Source organism: Arthrobacter woluwensis (assembly GCF_030816155.1).
Taxonomy (GTDB): domain Bacteria; phylum Actinomycetota; class Actinomycetes; order Actinomycetales; family Micrococcaceae; genus Arthrobacter_E; species Arthrobacter_E woluwensis_A.
On sequence record NZ_JAUSXR010000001.1, the window covers coordinates 2422594 to 2438750 of the forward strand.

Annotated in this window: 15 protein-coding genes; 4 read left to right on the forward strand and 11 right to left on the reverse strand. The window is 65.6% G+C overall.

The genetic code is table 11. The annotated features are described in order from the left end of the window. Nucleotides 1-3: 3 nt before the first annotated feature. Nucleotides 4-834: an oxidoreductase gene (locus QFZ52_RS11025; protein WP_307497660.1), complete on the forward strand. Its 831-nt coding sequence runs from the start codon at nucleotides 4-6 to the stop codon at nucleotides 832-834. A 33-nt stretch (nucleotides 835-867) separates the two neighbouring features. On the opposite strand, the gene QFZ52_RS11030 is transcribed toward QFZ52_RS11025, so the two are convergent. The 7 genes from QFZ52_RS11030 to QFZ52_RS11060 form a co-directional block, all read right to left on the reverse strand. Beyond that, nucleotides 868-1161 carry a HigA family addiction module antitoxin gene (locus QFZ52_RS11030; protein ID WP_373425711.1) on the reverse strand — a complete coding sequence of 98 codons (294 nt, stop codon included), beginning with the start codon at nucleotides 1159-1161 and terminating at the stop codon, nucleotides 868-870. After that, nucleotides 1157-1438 carry a type II toxin-antitoxin system RelE/ParE family toxin gene (locus QFZ52_RS11035; protein ID WP_307497662.1) on the reverse strand — a complete coding sequence of 94 codons (282 nt, stop codon included), beginning with the start codon at nucleotides 1436-1438 and terminating at the stop codon, nucleotides 1157-1159. Before QFZ52_RS11035 ends, QFZ52_RS11030 begins: the two co-directional genes overlap by 5 nt. 274 nt (nucleotides 1439-1712) lie before the next feature. Then, complete coding sequence (locus tag QFZ52_RS11040; protein WP_307497663.1) at nucleotides 1713-2249, reverse strand: hypothetical protein; 537 nt, start codon at nucleotides 2247-2249, stop codon at nucleotides 1713-1715. A gap of 46 nt (nucleotides 2250-2295) precedes the next feature. After that, nucleotides 2296-3159, reverse strand: coding sequence for an AraC family transcriptional regulator (locus QFZ52_RS11045; RefSeq protein ID WP_307497664.1), 864 nt, complete (start codon nucleotides 3157-3159; stop codon nucleotides 2296-2298). 72 nt (nucleotides 3160-3231) lie between these two features. Further along, nucleotides 3232-4263, reverse strand: a complete 1032-nt coding sequence (locus QFZ52_RS11050; RefSeq protein WP_307497665.1) for a GNAT family N-acetyltransferase — start codon at nucleotides 4261-4263, stop codon at nucleotides 3232-3234. A 26-nt stretch (nucleotides 4264-4289) separates the two neighbouring features. Continuing rightward, nucleotides 4290-5267, reverse strand: coding sequence for an alpha/beta fold hydrolase (locus QFZ52_RS11055; RefSeq protein WP_307497666.1), 978 nt, complete (start codon nucleotides 5265-5267; stop codon nucleotides 4290-4292). Nucleotides 5268-5480: 213 nt separating this feature from the next. Further along, nucleotides 5481-6914 (reverse strand): MFS transporter, encoded by a 1434-nt coding sequence (locus tag QFZ52_RS11060; RefSeq protein ID WP_307497667.1) that lies wholly within the window; start codon nucleotides 6912-6914, stop codon nucleotides 5481-5483. 117 nt (nucleotides 6915-7031) lie between these two features. On the opposite strand from QFZ52_RS11060, the gene QFZ52_RS11065 reads away from it, so the two are divergent. Together QFZ52_RS11065 and QFZ52_RS11070 are read left to right on the forward strand one after the other, a co-directional pair. After that, nucleotides 7032-7586 carry a TetR/AcrR family transcriptional regulator gene (locus tag QFZ52_RS11065; protein WP_307497668.1) on the forward strand — a complete coding sequence of 185 codons (555 nt, stop codon included), beginning with the start codon at nucleotides 7032-7034 and terminating at the stop codon, nucleotides 7584-7586. A gap of 283 nt (nucleotides 7587-7869) precedes the next feature. Further along, nucleotides 7870-9423, forward strand: coding sequence for an LGFP repeat-containing protein (locus QFZ52_RS11070; protein WP_307497669.1), 1554 nt, complete (start codon nucleotides 7870-7872; stop codon nucleotides 9421-9423). A gap of 628 nt (nucleotides 9424-10051) precedes the next feature. Here QFZ52_RS11070 and QFZ52_RS11075 read toward each other — a convergent pair. Both QFZ52_RS11075 and ychF read right to left on the reverse strand, forming a co-directional pair. Beyond that, entirely contained in the window at nucleotides 10052-11560 is a 1509-nt protein-coding gene (locus tag QFZ52_RS11075; RefSeq protein ID WP_307497671.1) for a DUF2971 domain-containing protein, read from the reverse strand. Between the two features lie 40 nt (nucleotides 11561-11600). After that, entirely contained in the window at nucleotides 11601-12686 is a 1086-nt protein-coding gene (gene ychF / locus QFZ52_RS11080; protein ID WP_307497672.1) for a redox-regulated ATPase YchF, read from the reverse strand. 78 nt (nucleotides 12687-12764) lie between these two features. On the opposite strand from ychF, the gene QFZ52_RS11085 reads away from it, so the two are divergent. Further along, complete coding sequence (locus QFZ52_RS11085; RefSeq protein WP_307497673.1) at nucleotides 12765-13961, forward strand: DNA recombination protein RmuC; 1197 nt, start codon at nucleotides 12765-12767, stop codon at nucleotides 13959-13961. 74 nt (nucleotides 13962-14035) lie between these two features. Here the strand turns inward: QFZ52_RS11085 and QFZ52_RS11090 are convergent, their stop codons facing one another. After that, a complete protein-coding gene (locus QFZ52_RS11090; protein WP_307497674.1) occupies nucleotides 14036-14881 on the reverse strand; it encodes a PhzF family phenazine biosynthesis protein in 846 nt (281 codons plus the stop codon). Nucleotides 14882-15037: 156 nt separating this feature from the next. Next, on the reverse strand, nucleotides 15038-16123 hold the full coding sequence (locus QFZ52_RS11095) for a 4-hydroxy-3-methylbut-2-enyl diphosphate reductase (RefSeq protein WP_307497675.1): 1086 nt from the start codon (nucleotides 16121-16123) through the stop codon (nucleotides 15038-15040). Between the last annotated feature and the right edge of the window lie 34 nt (nucleotides 16124-16157).

Here is a 16157-nt window from a genome sequence, read left to right on the forward strand (position 1 = left end):
GACATGACGCAGAAGGTCGCAGTGGTCACGAGAGCCTCCTCGGGGATCGGCGAGGCCGCCGCCCGCGCATTGCACGCGGCGGGCTTCACCGTCTATGCGGCGGCCCGCCGCCTCGACCGCATGGCCGCCCTCGCCGACGCTGGCATCCACACGATCGCCCTTGATGTCACGGACGCGGAGTCGTCCGCCGCCGCGATCGTCGCGATCCTGGAAGCGGAAGGCCGGATCGACGTGCTGGTCAACAATGCCGGCTATGGGTCCTACGGCTCGGTGGAAGAGGTGTCGCTCTCGACGGCTCAGGCGCAGCTCGACGTCAACGTCTTGGGGCTCGCGCGGATGGCGCAACTCGTGATTCCGGGGATGCGCGCTCAGGGCAGCGGCCGGATCCTCAACGTCAGCTCCATGGGCGGCCGCTTCGCCATGCCGATGGGCGCCTGGTATCACGCCAGCAAATACGCCGTCGAGGGACTCAGCGACGCCCTGCGGATGGAGCTCGCGCCCTTCGGGATCGACGTCGTGCTCATCGAACCGGGATCCATCCGGACCGAGTGGGGCGGCATCGCCGCGGGGAACCTTCAGGAGGTCTCCGGGGACGGGCCGTACGCCCGACAGGCCGCGGCCATGGCCGTGACGATCGGTGGCAGCTCGGGTCCGACGGCGCGCCTGGCTTCCCGGCCCGAAGTGGTCGCCAAGGCCGTCGTGAAGGCCGCCACCGCCAAGCACCCCCGGACGCGGTATCTTCCGGGCTTCGGCGCCAAGCCGCTGGTGTTCCTGCGGGCGATGCTCCCCGACCGCGCCTTCGACGCGCTGATCGCCCGAGGTCTGGGGATCTGAGGCTCGGAACGGGAGTGCGACAGCACGCTTCTGCTAAGCCACCTGCAACGGCGTGATCTCGGCGATCTGCCCGGCCACCCGATCCTCGGCACGGTCCAGTTCATACTGAATCTGGAGATTGAGCCAGAACTGGGGCGTGGTCCCGAAGTACCGCGCGAGCCGGAGCGCGGTATCAGCCGTGATCGCCCGCTTTCCGTGCACGATCTCGTTGATCCTTCGCGGAGGCACCTTGATCGAGACTGCCAGTTTGTTCTGCGTGATGCTGAAGGCTTCGATGAAGTCGGCCAGGAGCACTTCACCGGGGTGGACCGGCGCGAGCCGCTCAATGATAGTCAACGATCTCGACCTCCTCGGGACCAGCGTCCGTCCATTGGAAACAGATGCGCCACTGGTCATTGATCCTGATGCTGTGTTGCCCTGCACGTTCTCCCGCGAGCGCCTCCAGGCGATTGCCAGGCGGAACGCGCAGATCAGCGAGTGATTCAGCCGCTCCCAACTGACGGAGCTTTCGCAGGGCGACACGATGGATCCGAGAATCGATCGACGGCACGCGCTCCCTCCGCCACAGGCGACCGGTGGCGGAGTCGCGGAACGACCTGATCACAGCGCCAGCGTATAACGCATCGCGTTATTAACGCAATGCGTTATACCCAGAACTTGTCACGTCACCAGCGACCGATAGGGCGAGTTGGTCCCCTGCAGGGCTCCCGGGACGAAGACCTGTGGCCGGATGAACTGTCTGATGCTCATACCCTCAGCTTCGTCCAGGCGCATCGCCTCGTCGCCTGGTGAAGTGCGCTATGTGGACAAGGTGTCCTGCGTGGACAACTCGAAACGCGGCGAAGCAGGCTCCACTCCACCACAGGCGACCAGCGGTCTCAGCTCAACGGCCAGGACCAGTGCGCATCAGCAGCGTTGCAGTCCCGGGCCATGCGCCGGGCATGAGACGCAGCGCGCTTAGTGGACGGTGGCACCGCTGATTCCCAGACCCAGTCCTTGGGGAGGACATGGAGGGCGAGAGTCTCCAATCGCCCCCGTTCGTCGACAGCGCGGACGAGCACGACCGCGAAATTCTGAATCCCCCACCACAGCACAGCGCTCCCGTGGGGAATGGCCCCGGCGTCGAGCACCTTCCGCCCGTAGCCGTCGTCCGGGCTCAGGACCGACTCGGCGTGAAAGGAGTCGCCGCCGTAGAAGTGAATGCAGTGACGCCTCAGCGTGGTCTCAGTCTCGAGAAGCGCGCCGGCGTCACCGGAATCACTCAAGGGCGCTATCGCGAGAGGGAAGATCGCATGGTCACCTCGGTCGACGACGGGCACGCCAAGATCTCCCCACCGGGGCTTCCTCCACGTGGGGATCGTCTCCAGGGTGCGGAGAAGCGCAATGCCATCCGTGATGTTCTCGACGTCGGTCATGGACACTGATCCTGCCATGACCGACGTCGGCCGCGTAGCTGTTCCCTCACCCCTTTTCGATCGGCAACCAGAGCTCGCACGAGGCGAAGTTCTCCGTGAATTCCAGGTACCGCACGATCGACGGCCCGGGCCGCAACCGCCACGGGTTGGACGGGAACCATTCAGTCGCCGTCGCGGCCCACAGATTCTGCAGCGTTCCCGGGAACGGGCCCCGCGCGGCGAACACCGCCCAAGTGCCGGGATCAAGCGGGAGAGCGTCGAGATCCTCCGGCACCTCCGTGCCGGACTCCACCGCGACGCCGTGCAGATACGTGAGCGGGGATCCTTCCGGAGCGTCCGGCTCGGCGCCGTCGGTGACCGCGAGGATTCCCGACGGCTCGGCGTTGCTCAGAGCCTTGAGCCGCACGTGTTCCTCGACCGGGATCGCGGCGATGTGCGCCTGGATGTGAGGGTTGACCCCGCGATGGATGAGCGGGACCCGAACGGCATGCCCGACGAGCATGAGGCCGGGCAGTTCGGTGATGGTGACGTCCATGGACGTGCCCCCTTCTACGCTCAGGCGGAACCTGAGCGTGGTGTGAGTGCTGAGCGGACCACCTTGACGTCGCACCTCGGACGGGCTGGCGCCGTGCACGGAACGGAACGCCCGGCCGAACGCCTCGACCGACCCGTAGCCGTAGCGCACGGCGACATCGAGGAGATGCGGCGCGCCCGAGGCCAGCTCGGCACCGGCGAGGGTCATCCGACGGTTGCGGATGTACTCCGAGAGCGGCACCTGCGCCAGAGACGCGAACATCCTCCGCAGGTGATACTCCGTGGTGCCGTGCCGCCGGGCGAATCCGGCGACGTCGACCGGCTCACCGAGGTTCTCCTCGATGTGGTCGACCAGGGCGTTGAGCGTGGCGATCATGTGGTCCTCCTGACACCAATGATTCTCCGGGGCGGGCCGGGGAAGGGACCCGATAGTTCCGGTCAGGTTCGATCAGGACTGCGATCCCTTCGGCAACCGCACGTCGAGAGGGTCGAAGGAAGGCCAGGGATCGGACAGCAACCTGCCGTAGGTCGCGACGTCGATCCGCTGTCCGTCGATCAGGAACTTGCCGCGTTCGGTTCCCTCCCGGACGAAGCCGGCCGCATTCGCAACGGCACCCGACGCCGGATTGTTGACTCGATGTCCGAGTTCGAGACGCTCAAGGCCGCTCTGCGACAAAGCACGGTCGGCGATGGTCGCCGCAGCACGGCTCATGAGACCCCGACCGCGGGCGGCGGCGTTCATCCAGTACCAGAACCAGCCCGAGCGGTTGTCCGGATCCACACTCACACAGACCAGCCCCACCAGGCGCCCACCGTCCACGATCGCCCAGGGTTCATGCGGAGAGTCCGCGGAGACGAGATTCGTGACGTAGCGCTGAGCCTCCTCCACGGTCGTCACTTGACCCTGGCGGTCCATGTCCGGGCTCGAACGGAACGCCGTGAGCACCTCCGGGACGTCTCCCCCGGCCAAGGGGCGAAGGTAAGTCCGCACGTCCACGGGTTCGGGGTTTCCAGGGATGGCGTTCTCCGATTCCGGGTCAGACGCACCAACCGGATTTTTCTCAGGTTCGACCCGCCCCAGCCGGGCCCCGAAGCCCGCGCACAGCACGTGACCTTGCTCCAAGGGCGCCCACCAGCACGTCCAGCGCTGCGCCTGCCCCTCGGACGGATGCTCCTCGCCGGCGTGCCATCGTTCCGGGACAGAGTCCTCCACCGGTGCCAGCTGGAAGAAATGACGTTCGTGACGTTCGTCTTTAGCCGGCCTCACATCGTAGAACTCCGTGCCCAGGTCACGAACAACACGGGTCCTCAGGCCGGTCTCCTCGAACACCTCTCGGACGGCGGCTTCCGCGGGAGTCTCCCCGGGCTCGACCGTTCCCGCCGGAACCTGCACGCCCGTAACCTCGATCGGCACGTCGTCGTGGGTGAAGACCAGGAGCCGTCCGCGGTGGACGACGTAGGCGACGGCTTTCTGGACCACCCGCGTCTCCCGGCGCGCTGCGCCACTCACGCCGCGCCCCGGACTCGGGCAGCCGCCAGGATTTCGGCATTCGCCCGCGACCACGCCTCGATCATCCCGGCGCCTCCATGGCCTTCCCCCTCATCGATCACCAGACGGGACTCAGGCCAGGCGCGGTGCACTTCCCAGGCGGTCACCGCCGGACCGGAAACGTCGTTCCGGCCGTGGATGAGCACGCCCGGTATGTCCGCGATGCTGGCCATACCAGCCAGGAGCCCGGCCTCGCAGAACCCTGAGTTCGACCAGTAATGCGTCGTCAGCGTCGCGAACGCGAGGCGGTAGGCGTCGGACTCCCATCGCGGGTCCCGGGAGAATCCGCCAGCTCCGATGGACACGTGGGTGTCTTCCCACAGGGCCCACTCCTTCGACGCCGCATCGCGAAGCGCACTGTCCGGCGATTGCAGGAGCCGGGCATAGGCGTCGATCAATCGCCCCTCGCCCCGCCGGTATCCGATTCCCGAATCCTCCGCGAACGTGGCAAATCTGTCCCAGGCCTCGGGGAACATCATGCCGACCCCTTCGGTGATCCATTCGACCTCACGGCGGCTCGTGGTGGTGACCGCCACGAGCACAAGCCCCAGCACCCGGTCCGGGTGGGTCTGGGCATACGCCAGTGCGAGAGTAGAACCCCATGAGACGCCGTTGACCACCCAGCGGTCGATCCCGCGGTCGGCACGAAGTGATTCGATATCCCCGATGAGGCGGGCCGTGGTGTTCGCCCCGAGGTCTGTCAGCGGATCGGAGGCGTGTGGGAGCGAGCGCCCACACCCTCGCTGTTCAAAACCCACCACCCGGGTCCGTTCCAGGTCCACCCGACGCCGGTAACCACTCGCGCCGAGCCCTCCGCCAGGACCTCCGTGCAGATAAAGGACAGGAGTTCCCAGAGGGTCGCCCCATTCCTCCCAGTAGATCCGCTGGCCATCGGTGACCTCGAGGGATCCGGACTCGCGAGGAACCTCTGACATGGCGTCACGCCCTTTCCCTGCCGCGCCCCGTGAGGCGACGGGTCGCCGTCGTCGTGGCAGCCTCCGACCGTGCCACAGCACGAGCCTGCCACACGACCTCCCGTTCCGCGGCGACCACGGTCACCTCGCCCGACGACTCCCGACACGGAAAGACCCCGGCACCAGGTGGCGTCGGGGTCGGTCCCGTCGGGGCGTGAACGGACAACGGAGGGCTCAGGCGGCGTCGACGTCGGCCGTCAGCGGTCGTGCAGTCCGCGTCCGGAACGCAAGGCCGAGCACCGACAGCAGCGCGATGACCGAGAGGATCGTTGCCGCAAGGAAGCCCGCCCGTCCGCCGGCGTAGAAGTCGCCCGGGATCGCAAAGGCCGCGAAGACGGACGCCACGATGGCCAGGCCCACCGCCCCGCCGAGCTGCTGCATGGTCTGGAACAGGCCCGATGCGGCACCGGCCTCCTCGGGATCGACGTTGCGCAGGGCGAGCGTGGTCAACGGCATAAAGGTGAGACCGGCCGAGATGCCCGTAAAAGCGAGCGCTGCGATCACCACCGCGAGCGGCGTCTGCGGACCGATGAGAGCCAGCGGCACGAAGGCCGCCACCCGGAGTGCGGCGCCGACGTTCACCAGACGCTCCGCGCCGAATCGCTCCACCAGGCGTGGCACGATGCGGGACATCGTGAACACCCCGACGGGCATCGGCAGGAACATCAGGCCCGTGACGAGCGGCGAGTACCCCTTCGAGTCCTCCAGGTACTGCACCATCAGGAAGAACATCGCGAGCATCCCGGCATAGGTCGCCGCCATCGCGGCCAGCGCCGCCACCCGGCTGGGGCTGCGGAGCAGCTGGGGCCGGAGCAGCGGATGGGCCACCCGGCGTTCCGTCACGGCGAGCGCGACAAGCAGGAGGACGCCGACGGCGAGTCCCGTCAGGGTGAGCGGGCTGGACCAGCCGTCCTCGGCCGCCTGGATCAGGGCCCACACGATCGCGACGGCGCCGCCGGTTGCCGTGACGGCTCCCAGGACGTCGAAGTGCCCGGTCTGGCGCGGGGTCTCCGCCACCAGCCTCGGCACGGTCACGAGAATCGCCACGCCGATGGGGACGTTGATGAACAGCGTCCACCGCCAGTCCGCCGTCGAGGTCAGGATGCCGCCGAGGATGAGACCGAGCGCGCCACCCATGGAGGAGATCGCGGAGAACATTGCCAGGGCGCGGTTGCGGGCCTTGTCATCGCGGGCACTGGTCGTGATGAGGGCCAGCACGCTGGGCGCGGCGAATGCGGCGCCGACGCCCTGGAAGGCGCGGGCCACCACCAGGAAGAGCGGGTCGGTGGCGAGGCCGCCGAGGAGTGAGAAGAGAGTGAAGACGGCGACGCCGGCCAGGAAGGTCCGGCGGCGGCCGAGCACGTCGCCCACGCGACCGCCGAGCAGCAGGAGGCCGCCGAAGGCGAGGGCGTAGGCGTTCAGGACCCAGCTGAGCTGAGCCGGGGAGAAGTGGAGGTCCGTGGCGATGCGGGGCAGCGCCACGTTCACGACGGTGGCGTCGAGGACGAGCATGAGCTGGGCGAGCATGACGAGGCCCAGCCCGAGGGAAGTGGTCCGGGCTGTGGCCCGGTTCCGGGTGGGCAGAAGGGTGTCTGTGAGGGGAGCCATGGGGAGTCCTGTTCTGACGACGGGGACTGGCGTACACTAATCGGAGAGTTGCTCCGCTTAGAACTATACGGAGACACTCTCCGTTTTCGCAAGACTTTTCTCGAAGGAAGTGTTCAGGTGCGCGCTGACGCCCGTCGGAACCGTGACCGGATCGTCGAAGTGGCCCGGGAGCTGGCCCGCGCCAAAGGCTACGATGCGCTGACCATGGATGAGGTCGCCAAGAAGGCCGGCATCGGCGCCGGCACGCTCTACCGCCACTTCCCCACCAAGGACGCGCTGCACGACGCCGTCATCGAGGCCTGGGCGGACAAGGTCAACGCCGCCGTGGACGCCGCCATGGAGGCGCCGGGGACTCCGCGGGAACGACTCGCCCTGTGGCTCCGCGAGTACACCGCGATGCTGACGGCTCACCAGGGCGCCGCCGCGCGGATCACCGCCTCACTCGGGGTGGCCGGGTCCCCCTACGAGGCCAAGTGCCAGACCTATATGCAGGCCAACCAGCGGGTCATCGACGCCCTTGGGTCCGACCTCCGGCCCGACGCGGAAGCCCTGCAGATGTGCCGCCTGGTGGGTGGCGTGGCCGCCGTCGCCGACAACAGCGGCCTGCCTCCGGAATCTGTCACCGCCATGCTCGACGTCCTCGCAGACGGACTCCTCGCGCCGCGCGCCTGACGCTCACGCAGCACCCTTCCCAGGGGCCCTCCCACCCGATAGAATCCGTTCAGCAATCCGGCCGTACGGTATTTTTTGGGGGACCATGGCACATTTGCCCAGCATTCGGCGTCGAGGGCTGAAAGCTCTCTTCTCGGTGACCGCAGCGATCGCTCTGTGCAGCGGATTGGTCACCCCGGTGGCCTCTGCGAATGCTGAGGAATCGCCCACCCCCGAGGTCAGCAGCACCTCTGTTCCGTCGGAGACACCCTCCCCGACGGAGTCCGCCCCCGCCACGGACCCGGTGAGCACTGACGCACCGACCGCCACGCCGTCGTCGGAGCCGACACAGTCGCCCTCCCCCAGCGACACGGCCACCGTGGCACCCACCCCGCTTCCGACCGCCACACCGACGCCCGTCGCCATCGGCGACAAGTTCGCCGAGTGGTACCGGTATTACGAGATTCCGCCGCGGTTCGGCAAACCGGTCGCCGCCCAGGTGTGCGCGTCCGCCACCTTCTGCACGCAGGAGTTCGAAGACGGCACCGCCTACTGGAACAACAGCCTCGGAGCCCATGGGGTCTCGCGGACGACGGCGGTGGGCGCCAAGTACTTTGAGGGCGGCGGATACGCAAAGTACGGCATGCCGGAAGGTGACCTCGCGGACTACCAGTGGACCGAGCCCGGTCTCTCGGTGCCCGGTTCGACCCAGCAGCTCTTCGACAAGGCGATCATCGTCGCGCCCGACGGGGCCGCCGCCTTCGTGCTCGACCGCAGCCAGCCGATCGTCCAGTACCTGCAGCCGCGCGGTTCCAGCGACAGCGGCGTCCGCTGGCTGTCTCCGGTGCAGTGCGGTCTGGCCCAGGGAGGCTGTTCCGCCCGGTTCGTGGGTTACGCGAACAGCGTGAGAAACCGCGTCATCGTCCAGATGTACTCTCTGGGGACCTCGGTCCGAGGCTCCATCGCGGTCGGCAGCCCCGAGTGGACGCGCTGGCGGGCCCTCGGCGGCGAAGCAGGCCAGGCGGCAGGCTATCCGCTGTACTCGACGTGCGACCTGACATACGCGGTCGGCTACTGCAAGACGACGTTCCAGCACGCCTCCATCTACACCAAGGGGACATCACTCGCGGTGGTCCGGGGAGCGATGTTCCGCTGGGACGGCGACAGGGTCAACGTCGGTCTGTACGGGGCGCCGCTGTCCGACGAGCGGTGCGGTCTGGTCCAGAAGGGCTGCAGCCAGGAATTCGCCCGTGGAACCGTGATGTGGACCCCCACCACCGGCGCCCAGCCCGTCGCCGGCGCCATCCGCACCAAGTGGCGGTCCCTGGGCGGCGAGAAGGGGTACCTGGGGTATCCCACCGCCGTCGAACAGTGCTTCGGTCTGATCGTGAACTCCGTGAACAAGTCGGGCTGTTACCAGCGCTTCCAGCACGGGATGATCTGGTGGTCGAAGGCGAGCGGCGCCCGCGCCGTCCGGGGCGCGGTCCTGGGCGCCTACCAGCGCGCCAACTACGTGTGGGCGGACTACAAGTCGTCGGCGTACACCGGGAAGTCCCTGGGCTACCCGATCGGCGATGAGCAGTGCACGGCCCCCGGTCGCGGCTGCTACCAGTGGTTCCAGAACGGGATGATCTGGTGGTCCCCCACGACCGGCGCCCAGCGGGTGATGGGGCCGGACGCGAAGGTCTACCAGTCCCTGAAGTGGGCGTGGGGCCGTCTGGGGTACCCCACCACGGAGGAGAAGCCGCTGCTCATGGGCCGGACCTACCCGAACAACGTCTGGGGCTCCCGGCAGTTCTTCCAGCACGGATACCTCACCTGGCATCCGCGCTACGGGGTCACGGTCACGTACCGCTGACCACTGAATAACGGGAAAGGCCCCGGCAGCTGAAGCTGCCGGGGCCTTTCCGTGCGCAGAACTACACGTTGAAGCGGAACTCCACCACGTCGCCGCATGCACGTCCCAAGAAAACCGCGTATCGGGATGTTTCGATTTTGGGCACACCACCAATTCTAAATCTGAAAAGCACCTACTCAACAGTACCCCTAGCACTCACAGCAGAATCGACGACAAGCTCGCCCAGAGTTCGCACGCTTGATTGCATCTCTGATACGAAGGAGCCAGCGAATCAAGCGGATCCCGGCTTCGCCAAGCACTCGAGGGGATTCCCGTTGAGGTATCACCCAGTCCGGACTCATCGCAGGAAGCACGAACGACGTCCACGCAATCAGCTCACAGTCGTCTGGATGTCACTCTGTCGATCACGAAGTGCCGGATGCACTCGTGCACAACACCAAGGCCTAAATTGACCGTGCAACTTGACGGCTGCCCCTTAAAGGGATGCTTGGTCCCGGTCAGTGGAAGTAGATCTACAGGATCTCGCGTCGCGGGCCACGAATGGACATTGCAACACCGCCGGAAGAAGACCAGACTATGCTTTAGCCGGAAAGGAAACAAATTCGCCGAAAAATACAACCATCATGCCCTAATCGACGGCGCGAATATCGCGGCAAATCAAACCGCGGAGAATATCAAACTTCAAACGAGCCTTGGGTATTTCATCGATGAATTCCTCCAACGCCTTACGAGCGACAACTGAAAAATCCTGCTCAGAAAAATCGCGTTGCCCTCGATACAGGTCCTGCCGTTTGTTGCCGGAATCGATCCACTCTTCAGAACTAATGCACGCATGGACGACTCCACTGCCATCCGATCTGAGCTGAAGCGCAATCTGTGCAACCCAAGTGAAACTGTACGCCGGATCCTGCTCCGCGATAGTTCCCACTCCACCTTCGTAAACAATTTCGTCTCCACGAACGCCAGGTCGGGTTTGACGTTGCCCACTGGGGATTTCAGACGTCGAGGACCCCCAGTCACCGGTTAGCATATTCGTCCAGTTCTCAAGTAGCCGGGACTGATTCATAAGGTGGTCATGCCACATCCGCAACACGGGCGCAGCAAGCTGCGTCGCGACTTCCCGAGCGATAGCCGCAGTTCGCTCGACCTCGTCGAGTGAGCTTAGTCTTTGAGTGAGATCACCCGAACGTCGAGGCGAGATATTCGAAATGGTCGCAGGAACGGGAATGGTCCTACGGCCCGCCTCTTCGAGTATGTCGACCGGACACAGATAAAGATTACGGTTATGGAACCTGATTTGATGCACTTCAACATCGTCAAAGCCAGCCAACATCGCGCGCAAGGCTGGAACTCGGTCACGCGGGAACGCATCTCCCAGCACGACGCCGCGAAGGGCAGTGGTGATATCGAAGTAGAACGGCTCAGTGGACAGGTCTGTTCTAACTAACCTGAATTCGGACTCACTCGCCCAATCAGCATGTTTGCGGAAGAACACGCGGTCACGATGGACTTGCGCATAACGAAGTGCAACGGCGTCGATCCCGAACTCCTCAGCCTGGGCAAGACTAATACCGTACGGGCCGCTTCCCGTCTCCGCGCGTCGATAACGCACTGGCCCATAAAATTGATGGATCGCGCCGCCACGAGATTTCTCAAAAGACTCAATGAGGCGCGCACGATCAAATTTCAGACACACGCCTGCATGCCCGGCGCCGTAGTGGGCCCACAACGATAGATGCCCCCATCCTCGGAGCGCATCCGGATGAATTACGCGCTGAGCGATCTCCCAGTCTTGTGTGAAACACGCCACCTTCGAGTAGCCTCGAATAAACTGATCAATGTCAGTCCAGACTTTCGAATAGTCGTACGCGTCCGAAGGCAAGCCTTCGAAGCCCCCCTCAAGATTTGGAATTAGAGGACGCGATTCCCACAGGTCATTAGTGCCCTGAAATGGAGACATTCTAATGGTGCGAGTCGCGAGAATGCCCAGAATTGCCGCTTCAGAAGAGGTGTAATGATAGAGATCCGATGTCAGCACCTTAGGCGCAAAGTTCAGCTCCAGTTCGGGATGATCATCCCCCTCGTCTCCAGTAAGGAAATTTGAATCCGCAGGCAACATTATTGGCTCATCATGCATAGTAAAAACCAACTTTAGACGAGGAAACGAAGAGGCGCACTCACACGTTGAAGCGGAACTCCACCACGTCGCCGTCGGACATGATGTATTCCTTGCCTTCGATGCGGACCTTGCCACGGGACTTCGCCTCGGACATGGAACCGGCGTCGACCAGGTCGTGGAAGGACACTACCTCGGCCTTGATGAAGCCGCGCTGGAAGTCGGTGTGGATCACACCGGCGGCCTGCGGAGCGGTGTCACCCTGGCGGATGGTCCAGGCCCGGGCCTCCTTGGGACCTGCGGTGAGGTAGGTCTGCAGGCCGAGCGTGTGGAACCCGACGCGGGCGAGCTGGTCCAGGCCGGACTCCTCCTGGCCGTTCATCTCCAGCATCTCGCGGGCCTCCTCCTCGGAGAGCTCCACGAGGTCGGATTCCAGCTTGGCGTCGAGGAAGATGCAGTCGGCCGGCGCGACCAGGGCCCGCAGTTCGGCCTGCTTCTCCTCGCTGCTCAGGATGCCTTCGTCGGCGTTGAAGACGTAGATGAAGGGCTTGGCCGTCAGCAGGCTCAGTTCCTTGAGCTTGTCCAGGTCCAGCTTGTCCGAGGCGATCGAGGAGAAGATGGTGTCGCCGCGCTCGAGGACGGCCTGGGCGGCCTTGATGGCGTCGAGCTCGGACTGCTCGCGCTTGCGGGCGCGGATGTCCTTCTCCAGGCGCGGGATCGCCTTCTCGATGGTCTGCAGATCGGCGAGGATCAGCTCGGTGTTGATGGTCTCCATGTCGGAGCGCGGGTCGACCTTGCCGTCCACGTGGATGACGTCCGGGTCATCGAACACGCGCACCACCTGGGCGATGGCTTCGGCCTCGCGGATGTTGGCGAGGAACTGGTTGCCCAGGCCTTCACCCTCCGATGCGCCCTTCACGATGCCGGCGATGTCCACGAAGGACACGGTGGCCGGCAGGATCCGCTGGCTGCCGAAGATCTCGGCGAGCTGGTTGAGGCGCGGATCCGGGAGGTTGACGACGCCGACATTCGGCTCGATCGTCGCGAACGGGTAGTTCGCTGCGAGGACCTGGTTGCGGGTCAGTGCGTTGAAGAGCGTTGACTTGCCAACATTGGGAAGTCCGACGATGCCGATAGTAAGAGCCACGGTCAACCATCATACCGGGAACCGCCCCTCGGCCCGCCGCCGCCATTAATGTCAGTCCCCCATGGCACAGTGAAAAGTATGGAAAACATCCTGCTCGTTCTTCTCGCACTGCTGCTCGGACTCGCCGCCGGTTTCCTCTGGGGACGTTCCCGGAACGACGACGGCGCGCCCCTCCTGCGCGCCCAGCTGCGGGATGCGGAACAGCAGCTCGGCCTCAGCCGCGAATCCCTCGCCGACGCCCGGGCGCGTGCTGAACTGCTCGAACGCCAGAACAGGGCCCTCAGCAGCTTCGACGAGCAGGAGAACACCGTCCTGCATGCGCTGGCGCCCGTGGCCGAGAAACTCGCCGCCGTCCAGCAGCACGTCGCCCTCCTGGAACGGGACCGGCAGCACCAGTTCGGCCAGCTCTCCGAGCAGCTCCAATCGGCCCGTCAAGTGGAGGCGGCCCTGCTGGAGAGCACGCATTCACTGGCCTCGGCCCTCAAGAACAACGCCAGCCGCGGACGGTGGGGAGAAGTCCAGCTCCGCCGGGTGGTCGAGTCCGCCGGCCTTCTGGACCATGTGGACTTCCACGAACAGTTCAGCTCGGTGTCCGGTGACGCGGCGGTCCGTCCCGATCTCGTGGTGCAGCTGCCCCAGGGCAAGTACCTGGTGGTGGATTCGAAGGTGCCGCTCAGCTCCTTCCTGGAAGCCCAGGAGAACGGAGCGTCCTCACCGGAGCGGAGGAACGACCTCCTGAAAGCCCACGCCAAGGCTGTCCGGGCCCACATCGACGCCCTCGCGAGCAAACGGTACTGGGATGCCGTGCCCGCCAGTCCCGAACTCGTGGTCTGCTTCCTGCCCGCGGAGTCCTTCCTGGCCGCAGCGCTGGAAGCCGACGGCAGCCTGCTCGACTACGGCTTCAGCCGGAACGTCGCCCTCGCCTCACCCGCCACCCTGATGGCGCTGCTCAAGGCCGTCGCCGTCACGTGGCGGCAGGAGCTCCTGACCGAGAACGCCAAGGACCTCTACGACCTCTCCCAGGAGCTGTACACCCGTCTGGGAACCATGGGCGGCCACATCTCCAAGATGGGCACGTCGCTGAAATCGAGCGTGGAGAACTACAACCGCTTCGTCGGCACCCTTGAGACCCGGGTCCTGAGCACCGCCCGCAAGATGACGAGCCTGAACCTCGGCGACGCGGAACAGTTCAGCACCCCGGCCACCATCGAAACGACGCCCAGGGTGCTCACCTCGGCCGAGCTCCTCGACGAGGAGGATCGGGCCGCCTCCTGACGGCGAAGCCCACGAGGTCAAGCCCACGGGCCTCAGCCCGCCAGCCTCAGCTTGCGGGTCTCAGCCCACGGGACTCAGCCGCGATACTCTCCGCTGAAGACCACTTCGGCGGTGCCGCCGACCCACAGCTCGCCGTCGACGTCCTTGAGGTGCACGCGGCCGTCCCGGTCCATGCAGCCGCCCTGCCGGTTGGTGAACGGAGGCGTCGCGCGACCGGTCTCGATCATCCACTGGGATGCCGACGCGTTGAGGCTGCCGGTCACCGGGTCTTCCATCAAGGGGCCGCCGAGCCCGTCGGAGAAGAAGCCCCGCACTTCGAACGCATCCTGGTCACCGTCGGCGCACGGGCCGAGGACACCGATGTCCCATCGTCCGGGATGACGGCTCGCATTCGGCTGAAGGTTGACCACGGCGCGGTCGTCCGCCAGGAGGACTCCCACCCACCCGGGACCGTTGTCGATCCACCGGGCCTCGACCACGTCGTCGCGCTCGATGCCCAGGATCTCCACGACGTCCTGCAGATAGGACTCCTCCACTTCACCGCCACGGATCAGACCCGGGGCCGAGAAAGCCAGCAGGCCCTCTTCTTCTCGGACCTGGATCAGACCGGCGCCGCACTCCTGCACGATGACCCCGGGCGTCTTCGGCACCCCGCCGGCATCCAGCCAGGCCCGTGCCGTTCCGAGCGTCGGGTGACCCGCGAAGGGACACTCGGAACCCGGGGCAAAGATCCGGACACGGTACTCCGCTTCGTCGGTGGTGGGCGGCAGGACGAAGGTGCACTCGGACAAGTTGGTCCAGGCGGTGAAGCGGACCATCTCCTCGGTGGTCATCCCCTCGCCGTCGAGCACCACGGCCACCGGGTTACCACCCAGTGGTGACGTGCCGAAAACATCCACTTGCCTGAAACGCCTGCTCATCCTTCGAGGCTATCAGCCGGCAAGGGTTGGAAATGACCGGATTCTCAGGCATCAGCGCAGGTCAGCGGGCTTTCGGCCGCGCCTGCCCGAAACGGGGAAACCCCCTGCATCACGCAACGGTGATCCAGGGGGTTTCAGACGGCGAACGACGGCGCGTCAGCTCAAGGGTCGGTTGCCGCGGCCGCCCAGGGCCCGGCTGGAATCGCCGGCCGCCTTGAGCGTCGCGCGCAGTTCCTTGGGGAGGGAGAACAGCAGGTCCTCCTCGGCCGTCACGACTTCCTGGACATCGCCGTACCCGTAGTCGGCCAACAGACGCAGGACGTCCTGCACCAGGACCTCGGGGACCGACGCACCGGAGGTGACGCCGACGGTGGCCACGCCTTCGAACCATGCCTCATCGACCTGGTTCGCATAGTCCACGCGCTCGGACCGCTTGGCGCCGTACTCCAGCGCCACTTCGACGAGGCGGACGGAGTTGGAGGAGTTCGCCGAACCGACCACGATCACGAGGTCGGCCTGCGGGGCGACCTTCTTGATGGCCACCTGGCGGTTGGTGGTCGCGTAGCAGATGTCGTCGCTGGGCGGGTCCTGCAGAGTCGGGAACTTCTGGCGGAGCAGGCGCACGGTCTCCATGGTCTCGTCCACGCTCAGGGTGGTCTGCGAGAGCCAGATGACCTTGTCCGGGTCACGGACCGTCACCTGGTCCACCTCGTGGGGCCCGTTGACGACCTGAATGTGCTCCGGAGCCTCACCCGCGGTGCCTTCGACCTCCTCATGACCTTCGTGACCGATGAGCAGGATGTCGTAATCGTCCTTCGCGAAGCGGACGGCCTCGCGGTGAACCTTGGTGACCAGCGGGCACGTCGCGTCGATGGTCCGCAGGCCACGGTCCTCGGCGGACTGCACCACGGCCGGAGAAACGCCATGGGCGGAGAAGATGACCAGAGCACCCTCGGGCACCTCATCGTTCTCCTCCACGAAGATCGCGCCCTTCTCCTCGAGAGAGGTCACCACGTGCACATTGTGGACGATCTGCTTGCGCACATATACGGGAGGACCGTAGTGCTCCAGCGCCTTTTCGACGGCGATCACGGCACGGTCCACGCCGGCGCAGTAGCCGCGCGGCGCAGCCAGCAGAACCTTCTTCGGCGCGGTGACGGGCGCAGCGGCCTCCACATCCTCGCGGGTCCGGCGCTTACGCGGGATGGAGGGCATGGGCACTGAGATGGCGGCCGAGGTCATGACATCCATTCTACTGAACCGGACCCGGCCTCCG

Coding starts and splice junctions, on each gene's coding strand:
- QFZ52_RS11090 (WP_307497674.1), bottom strand. CDS start 14,881: ATGAGCAGGCGTTTCAGGCAAGTGGATGTTTTCGGCACGTCACCACTG.
- QFZ52_RS11055 (WP_307497666.1), bottom strand. CDS start 5,267: ATGTCAGAGGTTCCTCGCGAGTCCGGATCCCTCGAGGTCACCGATGGC.
- QFZ52_RS11060 (WP_307497667.1), bottom strand. CDS start 6,914: ATGGCTCCCCTCACAGACACCCTTCTGCCCACCCGGAACCGGGCCACA.
- QFZ52_RS11040 (WP_307497663.1), bottom strand. CDS start 2,249: ATGACCGACGTCGAGAACATCACGGATGGCATTGCGCTTCTCCGCACC.
- QFZ52_RS11075 (WP_307497671.1), bottom strand. CDS start 11,560: ATGCATGATGAGCCAATAATGTTGCCTGCGGATTCAAATTTCCTTACT.
- QFZ52_RS11025 (WP_307497660.1), top strand. CDS start 4: ATGACGCAGAAGGTCGCAGTGGTCACGAGAGCCTCCTCGGGGATCGGC.
- QFZ52_RS11045 (WP_307497664.1), bottom strand. CDS start 3,159: ATGATCGCCACGCTCAACGCCCTGGTCGACCACATCGAGGAGAACCTC.
- QFZ52_RS11095 (WP_307497675.1), bottom strand. CDS start 16,123: ATGACCTCGGCCGCCATCTCAGTGCCCATGCCCTCCATCCCGCGTAAG.
- QFZ52_RS11085 (WP_307497673.1), top strand. CDS start 12,765: ATGGAAAACATCCTGCTCGTTCTTCTCGCACTGCTGCTCGGACTCGCC.